Here is a 16,498-nt window from a genome sequence, read left to right as displayed (position 1 = left end):
GAGAAACTATTCGTACATAAAATCACTATGCTCAAACGCCTTTTTATGATGCTGCCTGGCTAGTTCAGCAAATCGCTCGTTCCGCTTGTTACTGCCCAAAAAACCACTTACACTTTCTACATTAGAGTTTTCAAATACAGGTAAAAAAACTTCTGCATTTTGGCTTCCATCCCAGATTATGAATTCTTTCAGATTTGGAACATCTTTTAATGAAGATACATCTGTCAATCCACTCATGTTTTCTAGTGAAATCCGTCGCAATAATTTACTTGTAGAAAGATCAGGCAATGCAGTTACCTGTTTAAGTGATTGAATAAATAGATTTTGCAGAGATGACAGTGCTGAAATAAATGAGAGATCAGAAAGCCCACGTACCTGCCAAAGTTCCAGGTATTTAATTGAGGGTAAGTTTTTTAGAGCTTCAAAACTTTTTATTCCACCGAGTTTAATGTCCACCGACCATAAGTGTTTTAGTCCCTCAAGATAATCAATGTTAGGGGTTGAGATCGAACGTAGAACAATTTTTTTTAGATCCTTTAGTTTACTGATCGCATTGATTCCGTTTTGTTGCCCTTCAAGATAGAGGTATTCCAGGTTTTCGAATCTTTCAATACCTTTAATATCCGGTTTTTTGGATCTGGTTTGATACAAGAATAGCTCTTTTAGATTGGGGTTGATTTTTTGTAAAAAGTCAAAATTGTCCAAAGTTAGAATACCGACAGCTAACGTTTCTAAGTTTTTTAACTTGTTAACCGTATTGATTCCAGTTGCCTCAATTAAACAATCTATTGAAACCTTCTTCAGGGAGGGAATACGTTCCAGAAAAGTCAGGTCACAAGCTGTGGAGTAATGTCCAAATATCCGTAATGCAATATCCTCCCTTTGGGAGAAAATAACCTTTTCCAATAAATCTATTTCATCATTTGATAGCGGAGTGGAAAATTGGATATATTTTGTACTGCTATCCACCGCCAGAGCCCGTAAATCAGTCTCTTCAAAACCTGTTGAAATAGTATAGTATCCAGATCCTCTATTTATACTTTGTATGCTCATCATAAAAGGTTTGGTAAATAAATATAGTAAAAGTTTGTTTTGTGTAAGTGATTATTGATCTTTATATAGATGAATCGTCGATAAGCCAATAGAACTATGCGAAATATGAAGAGAAGACTGACCTCTGCGGAAATAAAGCTGATTTCTTATTTGGTTTATTATACACCGGAAGGAGCCGCAATTATTGCTTCATTGAAAGACCTATTTGTTGAGGAAATGAACGATGGCGGTATGGGGAGTCTGAAAGTTGTTGTTGAAGGGGAGGATAAGCGCCGTACAGGAGGTATCTTAAATGATATGGAATTCCATGACGCTGACGATATGCTATTAGTAATAACAGTTATTTTAGATACTGACGATAATTTTTACGAACTGGATATTTTCAAAGGTGATTTTTCTCCTTTGATAAAGATTCCAGATGTCTCAATAAATGTGTGATGCGGTATTTAAACGAAGATGAAATTCAATCCAGATTGAGGCTTGGAAAGTCTGTGGAGCAATGGTTGGGTGATGTCCAGGAGGAGGATTATACTATACTCAAGTGGTTAAGTATTAACATGGAGAAGGACGAAAGCTTTTCTGTAGCCTATTTTGAATCCTTTAATGAGGGAAATGAAGATTTCTTGGACATATATTCGTTTTCATTGGTTGATCCAGATGAGCCATTTGGCGTGATACATGTTTTTAATTCGATTGCTGATGCATTAAGTTTTGCAGAAGTCACTTATAAAGCCTCTCCTAATAAATATATTTCAGCAGGAGTGATTCAGGAAGAATATAGAGATTATATTAGTCGATAATTTTGCGTTAATGAGAGCCTTACTAATAATAGATATGCAATTGGGGAGTTTCAGGCCCTATGAGCTGCGGTATGATACCTTTGCTGTTATTGATCGGATCAACAGACTTTCTGAGGCGTTCAGAAAGAACGGGGATCTGGTCATTTTTATACAGCATGATGGGACAAAGGAAAACTGTTTTCTGCCGGGGACAGAAGATTGGTCGTTATTACCAGAGCTGATCAGAGGACCCACAGATATATTTGTCTCTAAAACAGTAAATGATTCGTTTTATGAAACAGAACTTCAAACGTTATTGACCAGCAGCGGCGTGACGGAATTGGTCTTGACCGGATGTGCCACAGATTTTTGTGTGGATGCTACAATAAAATCGGCCTTGACGAAGGACTATTCTATTACTGTAGCTGCCGATGGACATACCACCGCTGACAGCCCCATAATCCCTGCCCGGCAGGTGATAGACTATTTCAATTGGTTGTGGTCAGAAATGACGTCCACAGGAGGGATGATTCGAGTTGAAACTTGTGATGTAATTTTATAAATGACAGCCCTCGTATGAACTATTTAACTTCAAGTCTGATATGAGCACAAGTTTAACCCAAATGGAAAAGATCCAGCTTCGGAAATATCTTTATTTACTACGTGCTTTCCTAAATAACGAGATCGCAGTTTCAGTTTTTGAGACGAGCTTTCTTCAGCTTAGGAGGGAAGATATCCACTGGATGGCATCTGTTTCTGACAATGGAATCTACCGAATTTTGGATACGCTATTCTTGGATGTGGACGAATATGCTCCTGATGAATTGTATGATGAGAGGGATCAATTTAATATTAGTGAATCTGAACTTAAAAGACGGCTAGGAGCTCATTTAGTATTGCTTGAAGAATTGATATCGTAAATAACTAAATTTCGAAAAAATGAATTGCGGGAAATTGTATTTTACTCTTGAAAGGAAAGCGAATCCATACGAAGAAGATCAACTCAATGGACTTTGGGGGAGTATTCAGATAAACTATGAATATTTAGGTTTAACCGAAAATATACTTGATTGGGAGTGGGATATTAATGAAGTTATAGAATGGTTTGATGAGGCTGAGGGTATACTAGCTATCAAAAACTTAAACGTCTTAAATGATGGGAATAAATCCATTGCCGAATTGCGAAATCTCGGTTACGAGCGATTCTTTTTCTTCAGTGAGGATGAGCAGTATTTGTACTACAAAGAGTTGGAAGAGTGCTTTTCTGATTATAAATTTCATTTGAGAGGCACACCTACACAGATATATTATATTGGATTGAATAATGGAGAAGGTGAGCTTTCCTATTTTTGTCGCGAACAAAAAGTATATAAACGATACTGTTTTAACATGGATGAATTTCTGGAAAGTACAAAAGAAACGCTATTGAATTTTCGATAGTTTTTACATGGGAAGTAGGTAACTTTCCGATAGGTGAATATATAATCCTGAAGGCACCTAGGGAAGAGGTAATCCCCTTTTCCGTCAGAGTGGTGCAAAAGTAGGATAAATAGTAATATTTAAAAGTTTAAGTGGGTAAAAATGACTGTTTTATGATTGAGTACTTTCTTCGTAACAATAACGTAATATTTTATAATTTAAAGTTATCCACATTCATACACTTCAGTATGTCAGGTAGTTAATGTTAGTAATAAGCAGCAAACGCATCCTATGACAATCTTTTGTCCAAAATGTGTAAAAGTCAAACTACCGCTTCGCAAAAAAATCCCTGATATTTGTTGTAGAAAGATAAAAGCCACACTGCGAATGTGGCTTAAAATCTTTGGGACAGGTCCAAACCCGTCTTCATATTTGGTTTTCAAATGTAAATATTTACGCTAATTCGTAATAATTTAATTGAAAAAATGACAATTGGTTTGGCTCCCCTAATTTAATGAGTTTAGTGACCTCTTAACTCATATTATTCAAAGATGATTCGTAAGAATACAACGGAACTTTCAAAACTAGGTTTTGGAGGAAATGGGAGGAGTCTGCATGCCAGAATTGCAGCAAGTTTGATGGTAGGATACTGTAGAAAAGGAGGTTGTGATGAGATTGTCATGTAGACAGCTAGATTTTGCACAGGAGAATCCAAAAGGGATGGCGCAGTTACTAAAGACAGTGGCAATTGTTCGAGGTGGGTTTAATAAAGTAACTCACGAGATTTGTTATTCTTTAGCAAAGGGAAATATCAATTTTCAGGAAGCTAAGACATTCCTTGAAATTAGATTGAGAGACGAATTTGCCGATAATAGGAAAAATCGAAAACGTAGAGAATTGTGCCTGGCTGTGCTTGAGAATTTTTATACATTTTTGACCGAAGAAGGTCTTTCTTGTGTACTCAATTATTCACAGATGAACGTGAAATTAAAAGATGGACATACAATAGGAGGACAAAGTTGCGCTGTATTTAAGGACTCATATGGAAATCCAGTCGGAGTCGTTTTGACAGAGAGTGAGTTTGACTTCGGAAATACTTTGCGATTGCCTATTGAACAATATTGGATAGCTTGGAAGATGAAAGCAACTAGTCTTTCTGCTGTGCGGGTATTTGTTTACAACACTAGTGATCATTCTTATCAAACTATTTCGTATTCCGATGAAAGGATACAATATGTGTTGGATCGATCCAGTGAAGTTATTACAAGGGTCGAAATTGAATTGAAAGAGATTGGATAAATTAGATCACGCCATTCTCTAAATGGCGTGATCTAATTTATTTGTAGTGGATATTTTGTTAAACTTATTTAATGAACATAGAATTAATTATAGATTTTTTTCTTTCAAGAGAAAATTGGAAAGATTTTATCATACCATCTTTGGCTATTGCAATCCCTATTTTTATTACACTAATTATTACCCATTTAGATCGTAAAACAAATGCGAAAAATAGGTTAGAGGATTTAGCCCAATACGAAAAAGATAAAATTAAAATGCTTTTGAAACTGGAAAGACTCTCAGAAAATTCAAGTATGATGCTAAATGCTATTAAGTCAGGAATGACAACACATGTTAGCGTATTAATTAGGGTAAAACAATTTTTAGATAATGAATCACTATAATGGATGAATGACCAGTAAATTAACTTTAAATCATCCTGCAAGTCTAAATAAATGGATATTGATTAGATTTTTTTACAACAAAAATAAAGGGTATTTACCCTTTATTTTTGTTTTTTTATTATAAAATTGCTGTATATTTGAGGGTAAATACTTTCAGAAATGAAAAATATAGATGTAGATAAGCTTCTTCAGGAAATATTCAATGACGAGGTGTCCTTCGATTTGAAAGCACGTTTTGATGAGAAGATAGAAGAATATGGGATCACAAAGACCAAAGCGCTTAAGTTATTGAGTATAGATAAAGATGTGTTTGAAGATATCATTAATGGTACAGCCAAGCAGCCGAATCTTATTCATGTCGTTAAAATCGCCGAGTTTTTAGATGTTGATGTAGATGACTTTATCCAAATGGTGCTTAGAAACCAGAATGTTGAAAATATAGCTTCGATAGATCGTGCACGCAAGGTGAAATTCTTAATGAAAAACTTTGATGTAAAAGCACTTACAAAGGAAGGTTTTTTTGAGAATGTTGATGATGTAGATTTACTTGTGGAGCGGGTTTTACATTACTTTGGTTATGATTCCATTCGGTCGTTTGAAGAGGAACTTGTTACACCGTTGTATAGCAGAGTCAAACGTAAGTTCTCGGATAAGATGAAAGATTTTTGGGTACGTTCAGCTTATCAAACATTCAAGCTGATTGACAATTCGAATGAGTACGAACGTGAGCGATTGAAGGACGTTATCGTTAATATGAAGCCATATTCGCAAGATGTTAAAAACGGTCTTTATACGGTATGTAGAGCCCTATACAATATTGGGGTTACAGTTATATTTCAGGAGTATTTGACCACAACGCAGGTTAAAGGGGCGACTTTTATTATCAATGGTAAGCCATGCATTGTATTGACAGACAATCCAAGAAAATATCCTACAATCTGGTTTACATTACTTCATGAGTTACACCATGTTTTGTTTGATTATGATGCAATTAGTACCAATCGTTATCATTTGTCGGATGATGAAGATCTATTTTTGATAGAGGAGAAAGCGAATACTTTTGCGCGTGAATACTTTATGCCAAAAGCAGATTTTGATTATATCAAGACCTATATCAAAAATGCATATGTTGTCGAGCGGTTTGCTAAGGACAAGGAGATTCACCCATCGTTAGTTTATTCGTTCTATGCTTGGTACCAAAAGGACCTTTATGGTAAGAATTATTATGGAGCCTTCAAGGAGTTCTATCCCGATTATAAAATTGCAGTTGCTCGGCTGAATCCAATTGCATGGAATGAGGAGAGTGTACGGGTTGCGAGTGAAAAAATAAAAGCTGTATTTGAAATCAATTAATAAACTATTTTATGGAGAATAATAATAAAAAGAAAGCACAACAGGACGAAGCTGTCGGTCAAGCAGATTTAGAGCGTCTGGAATTATTGCGGCGTGCACATGAGAAAAAAGGCAAGCAATTAACTATCGATGGTGAATCTGGAAGCTTGAGGGAAATCGACGAACTACGTGAGTTAGTTGGTAAACAACTGGAGAATCCCGAAGAAAAGTATAACATTTACTACAAAGGAATTCGGAAGCTATTAATGGATCATTTACCAAAAGGAGATGAAGCTAAGGAGATGCGTGATATTATTTATGATGAGAAAAATATCTTTTTAAATCTCGGCAAGCGTAAGTCAGATGGAGCAGGAGTTCGCGGGTCTGATGGACGTATGACTTTTCAACCAGTTATGAATGAGATCTTGGATATCATTATAAAATGGGTAGGTAGCTCGCAAAATCCTTTTGAACTTTATCGTGATTTCTATATGCTCAACGAAAGACATGAATATCAACACGAAGATTATGATGATACTACTGCGAGCGTGGCAAAAGCAATGTTAACATTGGGAGATAACTTGTAATAAACAAGCAATTTTAAGTATTGGGGCATAAAAATTAAATAGTGATTGATATTAAGTTATATTATGGAAGAGGTTTTAAAATTTGTTAAAGAGCACCAAATGCTTTCTGGAAGTATAGGTATTATTCTAGTTGCGATTATCGGGATCTTTATCAAGAATAAGAATAATGGGGCGAGCCAAAAGCAAAAATTAGGTAATAATTCTAAAGGGTACCAAGCGGGGAGAGATATAAAGATAAATAGTAAATAATATGTTTTGAAGATTTTTGAAATAGTAATTAAATATATTATGGGGTCATCTAATAAATTAGATCAGAATGCTGGTGATAATTCAACTAATGTTCAAGCAGGCAAGGATGTGGTAATTAATACATATGGGCTAGAATTTAAGGATGTTAAGGAAATCGTTGAATTGTTGTTTGATAAAAATTTTCCAAAATTGCAGGAAAAAGCCTTGAAACAAGCGGAAGAGCATGTTCAACTGTTTTATACGCAATTCGAAACTAAATTGAGGGAAAAAGCTGATAAAATAGATGTTGAGAAACTTAGCGAACCGGATATTCAAGCAGATCTCAATGATGCAATCAGAGGAGCAGCTCGAAAAGGTGAAAAGGGAAATCTAGATTTATTAGCGGAACTTTTGACTAAGAGATTGGAAGTTGCTACTACCGAAGTTGTTTCTATGATGGCCTCTGAAAGTCTAAATGCTGTACAGTATTTAAACACTAGACAAATACAATTTTTAACATTATTATTCGGGATAAAGCATTTTCATTTTGTACGGGATACTTTAGCTGAATCTCTTGACGTTGGAAAGAGACTTATTTTAGGAGGTTTGGATTTAGTGAAGGAAATTAACAATACAGATGTACAAGTGTTGGAATTATACGGGCTGATAAAACATTCCGAAGTGATTATGGAAGATCATACTTTGGAGAATATTCGTCGCAAATACGAGATTTTTTCTAATATCTCAAAAGATTCATTTAAAGAACATTTAAGGGTTGTTTGCCCATCGTTTTATTCGTATTGGCAGATATATGAAAATAAGGCTGGGGGGAACATCGCTTTAACTCCAGTTGGAAAGATAGTCGCTATTACTTTTTTCAATAAGATCCAAAATTATTATAAAGAAACACCAGAAAGGTGGATTCATTAATTAGGGAAGGATTAGATATTTGACACTATTTCCTTTTGGATTCTTGTCCAAATTCGTCGATTTTTATTTTACATTATAGCTTTTTCTGGCAAAAAATCTCTTGGAGACATTCCAAAATGGTCAGCTAAGGCATTGATATGATCGATATTATATTTTGCTCTATTTGATGGATTTTCTACATTGGTTACAAAAACTCGGCTTACTCCAATAATTGTGGCGATATCAGCTTGATTTAAGTTTTTCTCTTTCCTTAGCTTATAAATAAAGTCAATAATATATTGTTCAATTTTACTAATTTTTGCTTTACTCTCCATAAAAGCTAAAGACTTCAAAAAATATTATTAAAATGTATTGCATGTATTACATTTTAATTTTATCTTTGTTATTGTATTAAAAATGAAATTATAGAAAAGACATTAATAAGAACATAAGCTAATAAATATAGACTCATAACAATACTCGTAACAAATCTGGCGATTTAATTAATGACAATACGAGTGTGGGTAATGCGTCAATTCATTATCTTTGGAAAATATTTCCTGAGGTAGGGTTGACGCTTACTTATCAGCGCCGTATTGTCATCCCAATCGCTCCTCAGAGGTTGGGGGCCTCGCCAGGGCTTTTGTTACGGCGACAGTAAGCGATCACCCAACTTTTGTTGTATAAATACTACAAAAAGCATTGATTACATGTATTGTTACAGTGTAATCAATGCTTTTTTATTTTATATCAAATGAAAAAACAAACCACAAAAAACATTTTCAAATCTCCCGAGTAGCTCGGTATGATTCAGCCAGCAATGATCTGGTCACATCAGCTATGGAATTCGAGACGCCCAATTATTTACCTAGTGATACTCATTCAGAAGAATTCTAGCTACCCCAATTAATCAATTTTATTACACATGGCTTATGGCCTGAAAAAGTAGCTGATTCAGTCGGACTGGAATAGCTATGCCCTAAGCTTGAGATTAAAAATCTAAAAAATGAGATCCAATTATGCTCACCTAGTCCTCCTTGATATGGTGATTTACGAGACCCATCGATCAGGATATGATCCTGTTAAAAATGTTCAAGACTTTTGGGATAAGTATCCTCTAAGCACAATTAAAAACTATATCGTTGCTTTACATCCCAACACGAGCGATAAGGAAAAGATAAAGAGTAATCCACAATTGTCTGAATTCTCCGTCGATCTTCTCCGCACATTGATAGCTTATCTAATGATCCACACGCATCAAATGGATCTAGGTAAAGTGTCAATTTCAGTAGAGGTAAACAAAGAGGAGATAGAGACTTCTAAAACGATCTCGGATTTCTTCCAACGGGTATCACCTTCCAATAAAAATTCCTAGAATTATGAAAAGATTAAAACTACAATCCAATAACAGCGTATTGCTAAATATTCAGATATTAAAGATCGCGGTACTCGTCATCTTATACTTTCTAGTTTCTATGTTTAGTTTATCAGCTCAGACGCCCCGCAAGGACAGCGGGGCCGATGGGCTTTCTATTAAATCGCTCAAAGTAGGGGATTCTATTCCTACAGACCTATGGAATTTGCCGTTGACAGTTATAAATGACCACAAGGGAAATAATACGATTAAGCTCTCAAATTTTAAAAGCAAAAAACTGATTATCATTGATTTCTGGGCGACATGGTGTGCTCCTTGCATTAAGATGCTCCCCAAACTAGAGGGATACCGATCCATATATGGTCAAGACATCGCGATACTTGCTGTAACAGATGAATCCAAAGAAAAGATACAGACCTTTAGTGCTAGAAGCAATAATCCAGTCTTTACTGTCTATGAAGATCAGATTTTAAAGAGGTACTTTCCGCGCCACTCCTTACCGCATTCGATATGGATAGCGGATGGTAAGCTCCTGTTGTCAAATTCCAGCGATTACATTACGGATAGCAATATCCAAAAGGCTATTCAAAGAAAAACAATAGCAGAATTTAAAAAGCCTGCATTCGCCGATTATGAAGACAGTATCAATTTAAAGAATTTCCTCAAGGAAAAGGTCATTACTCAATATGGTTCAAACCGGGCTTTTTATCGCTCGTTCAATTGGCATATTGGTCGATTGAAAACAACTAAATCTTACTTACGCTATCTCAATGGAGCTATTGAAGATATGCTCTACAAACTTTATAGCAGAGATATACCGCATTACGGCCGATTCAACAGATTGGTGTATGATATTCCTGATTCGGTTAGAGAACGCTTGTGCTACGATTATGAGAAGTTTGCGAGTATGCCGATTGTAGAGCGATCTAAGTGGAATTTTCAATGGAAAAAGGATCATTATTATTGTTATGAATTTATCAATATAGATAGTACAACTGATCTTGATCCGAAGACGATATTCAGGGAAGATCTTCGTTCATTTTTACTGGAAAAGTTTGGTGTGTCCTTCTCGTTGCAGCCTATGCTGAGAAAACAATACTTGATTACTGTTTATCCGTCAAACAAAACATTGAAAGGATTAAAAACGGAAAACTTTTTTGATCCCAATACACGAAAGGCTCGATTTGTCAATATTCCACTAGAAAATATCCTTGGCATTATTGCAGAACAAAACAAGCATAATCCTATACCGATCGTATGGGATAAAGCCTATACAGAGCAACTGTACAGCATCGACTTTGCCTGTTCATTACAGGATCTGCCCACTGTATTCGCTATACTGAAAAAGCATGGAATCCATGTAGAGCTTTGTGAGCATCCTTTGCTCAGTATTCATCTCACACAAGCCGCAACAGTTGGAGAGGAGGTATCGGATGAAAATTAATGCTCTAATCTTTTTGCTCCTGCAAATAATCTGTTTAAGTAGTCTTGCACAGACAAAGTTAAATATCCGGATCGCAGATGACGAATCAAGACCAATCAAAGGTGCTTCCCTAAAGATGTTGGGGAGCAGTAATGCCGTGATGTCGGATCAGAATGGATTTGCTTTGATAACAGTGTCGCTTGCCGATCGCTATGTGGTGTCGCATTTAAACTATCGTACGGATACGCTTGCTGGCAGTCGGCTTTTGGCGGAGAGGACCATTGTACTTCAACCGCTTGTCAGAAAGATCGAAGAGGTATTGGTACAAACAGGTTATCAGTCGATATCCAAAGAACGGTCGGCAGGCTCATTTCAGGTGTTAGGAAAGGAACAATTGGAGCGTTCCAATTCAGCGAACCTTCTCAGTAGACTGGAAAATATAACCACGGGACTAGCTTTTATCCGTAAGGATAATAATGGAGAGGGCGAGGGAACTCCCAAGCTGCGATTGCGGGGAATGACCACCATATTTGGTGACGGCTCACCACTGATTATCCTCGATAATTTCCCTTTTAATGGAAGTATCACAGATATCAATCCGGAAGATATTGCCACGGTTTCGGTTTTGCGTGATGCCTCGGCGGCAAGTATCTGGGGAGCACGGGCTGGGAACGGTGTGATCGTGCTGACAACAAAAAAAGGAAGTCAAAAACCACAAAGTTTCCAGTTTTATACAGGACTTGAAGCGGCTTCAAAACCAAATTTTGACAGATCACCTTATCATATTAATGCGGGTACATTTATGGACATGGAGAAGACTTTCTTTGATAAAGGATGGTATGAGCAGAACGACTGGACACTGAACTCTCCGTATGTCGATCGGTTATTTGATCTTAAAAATGGAAAAATATTCGAAACGGATTTAAATTCATGGACTACAGTGATGCGGCAAAGGGATTTCGTCAATGAGATGCGTAAGGAATTATACCAAGTGCCCATTCTGTTGCGATATGGTATAAATAGTACCGGTGGGTTTGCGAAGGGTTCTTATTACTTTTCTATAGCGAATCAGGCGGACCAAATTACCATTCGCCATAATTCGAATGCTAAAACCAATGTCGTCGCCAATATAGATTACCGACTGACTGATGCGTTGACACTGGATATCGAAACGCAGGTGATGCATAATGTCATCAAAAACGATGGCATGGGTATAAGCAATATCATTGCCACAGGCAAATCCTACCTTCTTCCATATGCTTCTTTTGGAGATGAATATGGCATCCAGAAGCGTTATAGTCTGCCGTATATTGAATCGGCAGAATCAAATGGCTATCTTGATTGGCGCTTCTATCCTGAGCGGGATTATCTATGGCGGGAAAACAGAGACCGTGATTTATCATTTCGATTTAATGGAGGCTTGCGCTATAAATTTCCTTTCGGTCTTGATATCGGATTTAAGCAATTATATACGGTAGGCAGCTCTGCATCGAGAAAATATTATTTATCAAATTCTTATGAGAGTAGAAACCTGATTAATCAGTATACTTCACCAGACGGCACGCGTGCTATACCGAAAGGTGGTCTATCTCATACATCAAGTGATTCGCAAAGGGGATATGCGACTAGATTCTTCCTTTCTTTTGACCGTAATTTCGAGGACCTTCACCAGCTGAATCTATTTGCTGGAGTAGAAAGGAATGAAAATATCATCGAGGGGACTCCGACAATGACCGTGTATGGTATTAACGATCAAACGTTGGTGGGAGCATCATCAATTGACTATAAAAATCCAGTACAGATGAGTCCGCAAGGAAATTGGGGATATATTCCTGCACCTGATAGTAGATCGATGTTGAAAACGGATCGATATGAGGCATACTATGCCAATGTGGGCTACACCTTTGATCGTCGGTATACTGCTACAGCTAGCGTACGTGTAGACCAAAGTAATCTGTTTGGTGTAAACTTCAATCAAAAGCGCGTTCCGCTTTGGTCTACTGGTTTAATGTGGAATGTGAAAGCAGAGCATTGGTTTAAAAGCGATCTGCTTTCAGCCTTAAAGCTACGGGCTACAATTGGCGAAAATGGAAATGTGGATAAGACATTGACGGCATATCCTATTGCTACATACGGCAATGATTCCTTTAACGGCCTTACTCGTGGTACGCTTGCCAATACAGGTAATCCATCTTTACGGTGGGAGAAAATAAGAACACTTAATTTGGGGCTGGATTTCGGTCTATTTAACAGCAGGATTGTCGGGCAGGTTGAATTTTATAATAAATGGGGGCGTGACCTGATCGGTGATGCGATTGTGGATCCGACAACAGGAATTGATAATCAAATTTTACGGAACCGGATTAATTATGCGAATGCTTTGACCAGAGGTCTTGATGTTGACCTGACTGTACAGGCGATTAAGCGTAATCAGTTCAGTTGGACGGGCAATGTGATTCTCAGCTATGTAAACAATAAAGTCACACAATATGATGATGGTCAGAACGGCTGGGCTATTGCTACTTACCTTGGTCAGGAGCAGGTATTCTCACCGCCTCAAGTTGGTAAGCCTCAAAATTATCTGTATAGCTACAAATGGAATGGTCTGGATAATGAGGGAGATCCGGTTGTTTACCTGACTGATGGTACGGTTTCCAAAAATTATGCAGCTTACCTACAGGGACTGGAGTTGTCGGATCTTGTGTATGCAGGTAGTACAGTGCCGACATGGTTCGGTTCGTGGCGAAACTCATTTAATATTGCTGGTAGGTTTAACGTTAGTTTTCTGCTGAGTTTTAAAGCAGGCTATGTGTATCGTAGACCCTCATTGTCTTACTATAGCTTACTGAACAACTGGATGGGCCACATTGAGATGGTGGATCGTTGGCAGCAATCGGGAGACGAAAACCATACATCAGTGCCGGGTATACCCAAAGACCTAGCGTCGATGTCACAGCGGGATATGGTGTATCAAATGAGTGAACAGACAATAGCATCCGCCGCTAATATTCGTATGGAGGATATTCAGTTTGCCTATACCTTTCCTTGGAAAAACAGGCTGTTTAAAAAGGTAGATTTAAGTTTCAATGTAAAAAACTTGGGGATACTCTGGTCCAAATCCAAGGAACATATAGATCCCGATATGCCATTGAGTTTTTATGCACTCCCTTTACGGGCGTCAATGCTTTTGAAGATTGATTTTTAATGATTTGAATAATGAAAAAAATAAAATGTATTGCTTGCTACACCATGTTTGGCTTGCTCACCTTAATAACAAATGCCTGTAAAAAGGATTTCTTGGATGCAATTCCTGATCGCGCCCGATCGATCCCAACAACGCTTACGGATTTGAGGGCACTATTGGATAACTCGTCCATCATCAGTAAACTGGCTGGATATGGGATGCCCGAAATGTCTACGGATGACTACTATGTCAATCTGAATATTTGGGCGGCTTTATCTCGAGCCGAACAAAAAAATATGTATACATGGGCTGCGGATATCTATGGGAATTTTGAGGGGATAGATGATTGGAATGCTCCTTACCAGCGGATCTTATATTGTAATTTGATATTGGAGCGTCTGAAGGCTGTAACAGAGCCTTATGATGTTCAGGAATTTAACGATATCAAGGGAAGTGCATTGTTTATCCGTGCGTGGTCTTTCTGGGAATTATACAATTGTTTTGGCGCACTATACGATCCAAAGACATGGGATACCGAATTGGGAATCCCCTTAAGATTGGCCTCCGATATTACTTTGCCAACAACTAGGAGTACGGTACGGGAAACGCTGACACAAATTGAAAACGACATGAAGGAAAGCGTAGATCTCTTGCAGGGGCTGCCTCTGGTAAAAACACGGCCATCAAAGGCTGCTGCATTGGCCTTTCTTTCTCGGTTTTACCTGTTTATGGAGAATTATCCTCAGGCAGAAAATACGGCATCGGAAAGTCTTTCATTGCAATCAGATCTCCTTGATTATGCTTCACTTTCTACCTCGTTAAATTATTCCTTTGGACTGTTTAATAAGGAAGTGATTTTCCATACCAATATGACCATTTATACTATTTTAAACGCTACAAGGTTAAATGTGTCAAAAGAACTATATTCACTTTACAACGAAGGTGATCTGAGGAAAAGCTTGTTTTTCAAAGCTTCTGGTAGTGATTTTCAATACAAGGGCTCTTATAATGGATCAGCTTCCTTTTTTATGGGATTAGCGGTTAATGAAATATGGCTAAATAAAGCTGAAGCTTTGGCACAGCAGGGTAAGCTTCAGGATGCAATTGAAACTTTCAAACAGTTTGCAAAATTTAGATATAATACGGAGCAGGATGTACCAACTGCCAAGAATAATCTATTAGCATACCTAAGGGATGAAAGGCGTCGAGAGCTGGTCTTTCGAGGTATTAGATGGATGGATCTTAAACGATATAATCGGCATAGCGATACGCAGGTAATGTTAAAAAGGTCTATTGATGGTAAAGATTATACTTTGGAGCCTCAAAGTAGGCGTTATGTGTTTCCGATTCCGAACGAGGTGATTCGGATAACAGGAATAGCACAAAATGAACGTTAAAGTAAAAGGCCCGAGTTAGATCGGGCCTTTCACATTTTTATTCTACATCGCGATGATATTGTTCAATCTCAGAAACTGTAGGATCTGATAGTGCATCATTCACTGACGTCGGAACAGAAGCTGTAGTTGTCATTTTAATAAAACAGGTATTACCAGGATTTTCTTCTTGACATTCGCTATCTGCGGGGGGATTATCTTGCGGATTTGATGTGTCGATAGTTTGCCCGTTTGCAGCAACTGGATACCATTTGGTAACTGCACCTGATTTTGCTTCGAATTTGTCGATCATCTTAAATGAACTGAAACCTATGATTGCTAAGCCTGCGATCAAAAGCATTGCATTATTTTTTATGAGCTGTATAGTTCTCATTTTATGGCCTTTTATTTTACGCAATCAAGTTTTTTATATTGCGTTTGATCAAAAAAAGATTACCTCAAAAAACTTTGGTTGAATATATAGCGATCAAGACTTTGCTTTAACGAGATGTCTCTATCAATAAGTATCTCGGCTGTGCTTTTTACGTGGCACAGCTCACGTGTCATAATTTAAAGCTATACCGGCCCAAGCCGGGAACAAGGCAAATTTCTCTGGAAATCGCTTCCTGACCACCATTAGGAAGTGGTATAGCGGCACCAAAAGTACGATAGAAAGGAGGGGATCTTTGGCGTTTTCTTTGCCGTGTTGTTCCTCTTTGTGCATGGGGCTGGTTGGGCCAGTCAAGTACCATCCCAGTATGGACAGGATCAACAGAATCAGATTGACGACCAAGTGCCAAGACCAGGATAAGCGGCTGAAAACAGAGGCACAGCCGCATGGTCGGTTTGGATAGAAACCCACGAGTCCCAGAGCAATGAATACACTAAATGAAAACAGTAGAATAGCGGAAAGTAAGTAAGCGTAATGTCTATATCTTCCGATAAACAATAAGCCAAGAAGCAGCTCAGTCAATGGTAGAAGCCAATACAATAGGTCAGTCAGAAACGTAGCGAGTGGCTGGCGCTGTAGAGCCGCGTGGAAAGCATCCAGCTCGAGCAATTTGTCGACAGACACATAGAGCCAAAATACCATCAGAAAGATGCGGATACTTTGTGTAATGATATGTTTGGCTTTAATGTTCATGTTGCTGTCT

The 16,498-nt window shown here is 37.7% G+C and carries 19 protein-coding genes; 15 read left to right on the top strand and 4 right to left on the bottom strand.

The features are described from left to right. Positions 1 to 6: 6 nt before the first annotated feature. Positions 7 to 1,056 (bottom strand): hypothetical protein, encoded by a 1,050-nt coding sequence (locus HMAT_RS12065; protein ID WP_158655803.1) that lies wholly within the window; start codon positions 1,054 to 1,056, stop codon positions 7 to 9. A 102-nt stretch (positions 1,057 to 1,158) separates the two neighbouring features. Here HMAT_RS12065 and HMAT_RS12060 point away from each other — a divergent pair, with 102 nt between their 5' ends. The 11 genes from HMAT_RS12060 (at position 1,159) to HMAT_RS12010 (ending at position 8,010) form a co-directional block, all read left to right on the top strand. Next, positions 1,159 to 1,491, top strand: a complete 333-nt coding sequence (locus HMAT_RS12060) for a hypothetical protein (protein ID WP_158655802.1) — start codon at positions 1,159 to 1,161, stop codon at positions 1,489 to 1,491. Continuing rightward, the gene (locus HMAT_RS12055; RefSeq protein WP_104382934.1) at positions 1,491 to 1,853 is read left to right on the top strand and encodes a hypothetical protein; all 363 of its coding nucleotides are present in this window, start codon (positions 1,491 to 1,493) and stop codon (positions 1,851 to 1,853) included. The genes HMAT_RS12060 and HMAT_RS12055 overlap by 1 nt, the downstream gene beginning before the upstream one ends. A 10-nt stretch (positions 1,854 to 1,863) precedes the next feature. Then, positions 1,864 to 2,394, top strand: coding sequence for a cysteine hydrolase family protein (locus HMAT_RS12050; protein ID WP_104382933.1), 531 nt, complete (start codon positions 1,864 to 1,866; stop codon positions 2,392 to 2,394). Between the two features lie 40 nt (positions 2,395 to 2,434). Continuing rightward, on the top strand, positions 2,435 to 2,752 hold the full coding sequence (locus HMAT_RS12045) for a colicin immunity domain-containing protein (protein ID WP_104382932.1): 318 nt from the start codon (positions 2,435 to 2,437) through the stop codon (positions 2,750 to 2,752). Between the two features lie 19 nt (positions 2,753 to 2,771). Then, positions 2,772 to 3,272, top strand: a complete 501-nt coding sequence (locus HMAT_RS12040; protein WP_104382931.1) for a hypothetical protein — start codon at positions 2,772 to 2,774, stop codon at positions 3,270 to 3,272. A gap of 648 nt (positions 3,273 to 3,920) precedes the next feature. Next, entirely contained in the window at positions 3,921 to 4,550 is a 630-nt protein-coding gene (locus HMAT_RS12035; protein WP_104382930.1) for a hypothetical protein, read from the top strand. A gap of 71 nt (positions 4,551 to 4,621) precedes the next feature. Beyond that, positions 4,622 to 4,933, top strand: coding sequence for a hypothetical protein (locus tag HMAT_RS12030; RefSeq protein ID WP_104382929.1), 312 nt, complete (start codon positions 4,622 to 4,624; stop codon positions 4,931 to 4,933). Between the two features lie 159 nt (positions 4,934 to 5,092). Beyond that, complete coding sequence (locus HMAT_RS12025) at positions 5,093 to 6,286, top strand: ImmA/IrrE family metallo-endopeptidase (RefSeq protein ID WP_104382928.1); 1,194 nt, start codon at positions 5,093 to 5,095, stop codon at positions 6,284 to 6,286. Positions 6,287 to 6,297: 11 nt separating this feature from the next. Continuing rightward, positions 6,298 to 6,852, top strand: a complete 555-nt coding sequence (locus HMAT_RS12020) for a hypothetical protein (RefSeq protein WP_104382927.1) — start codon at positions 6,298 to 6,300, stop codon at positions 6,850 to 6,852. A 63-nt stretch (positions 6,853 to 6,915) separates the two neighbouring features. After that, the gene (locus HMAT_RS12015; protein WP_104382926.1) at positions 6,916 to 7,101 is read left to right on the top strand and encodes a hypothetical protein; all 186 of its coding nucleotides are present in this window, start codon (positions 6,916 to 6,918) and stop codon (positions 7,099 to 7,101) included. Positions 7,102 to 7,107: 6 nt separating this feature from the next. Continuing rightward, complete coding sequence (locus tag HMAT_RS12010) at positions 7,108 to 8,010, top strand: LPO_1073/Vpar_1526 family protein (RefSeq protein ID WP_158655801.1); 903 nt, start codon at positions 7,108 to 7,110, stop codon at positions 8,008 to 8,010. Positions 8,011 to 8,078: 68 nt separating this feature from the next. Here HMAT_RS12010 and HMAT_RS12005 read toward each other — a convergent pair whose 3' ends face one another. Further along, positions 8,079 to 8,324, bottom strand: coding sequence for a helix-turn-helix domain-containing protein (locus tag HMAT_RS12005; protein WP_104382924.1), 246 nt, complete (start codon positions 8,322 to 8,324; stop codon positions 8,079 to 8,081). Between the two features lie 671 nt (positions 8,325 to 8,995). Between HMAT_RS12005 and HMAT_RS12000 the strand changes: the two genes are divergently transcribed. From HMAT_RS12000 to HMAT_RS11985, 4 genes are read left to right on the top strand one after another with little or no spacing between them, the layout of a single operon-like run. Then, positions 8,996 to 9,364 carry a hypothetical protein gene (locus HMAT_RS12000; protein WP_104382923.1) on the top strand — a complete coding sequence of 123 codons (369 nt, stop codon included), beginning with the start codon at positions 8,996 to 8,998 and terminating at the stop codon, positions 9,362 to 9,364. A gap of 4 nt (positions 9,365 to 9,368) precedes the next feature. After that, positions 9,369 to 10,808: a TlpA disulfide reductase family protein gene (locus HMAT_RS11995; RefSeq protein ID WP_104382922.1), complete on the top strand. Its 1,440-nt coding sequence runs from the start codon at positions 9,369 to 9,371 to the stop codon at positions 10,806 to 10,808. Continuing rightward, positions 10,798 to 13,992, top strand: a complete 3,195-nt coding sequence (locus HMAT_RS11990) for a SusC/RagA family TonB-linked outer membrane protein (protein ID WP_104382921.1) — start codon at positions 10,798 to 10,800, stop codon at positions 13,990 to 13,992. The genes HMAT_RS11995 and HMAT_RS11990 overlap by 11 nt, the downstream gene beginning before the upstream one ends. Before the next feature lie 11 nt (positions 13,993 to 14,003). After that, positions 14,004 to 15,368, top strand: coding sequence for a RagB/SusD family nutrient uptake outer membrane protein (locus HMAT_RS11985; RefSeq protein ID WP_104382920.1), 1,365 nt, complete (start codon positions 14,004 to 14,006; stop codon positions 15,366 to 15,368). Positions 15,369 to 15,405: 37 nt separating this feature from the next. Here HMAT_RS11985 and HMAT_RS11980 read toward each other — a convergent pair whose 3' ends face one another. Continuing rightward, positions 15,406 to 15,738 (bottom strand): hypothetical protein, encoded by a 333-nt coding sequence (locus tag HMAT_RS11980; RefSeq protein ID WP_158655800.1) that lies wholly within the window; start codon positions 15,736 to 15,738, stop codon positions 15,406 to 15,408. A 162-nt stretch (positions 15,739 to 15,900) separates the two neighbouring features. Continuing rightward, positions 15,901 to 16,488, bottom strand: a complete 588-nt coding sequence (locus HMAT_RS11975; protein ID WP_104382918.1) for a MauE/DoxX family redox-associated membrane protein — start codon at positions 16,486 to 16,488, stop codon at positions 15,901 to 15,903. Positions 16,489 to 16,498: the final 10 nt, after the last annotated feature.

The organism is Sphingobacterium sp. HMA12 (assembly GCF_002933815.1).
GTDB lineage: Bacteria > Bacteroidota > Bacteroidia > Sphingobacteriales > Sphingobacteriaceae > Sphingobacterium.
The sequence above is the reverse complement of the archived record's forward strand: the minus strand, read 5'-3'. Positions and strand labels throughout refer to the sequence as shown.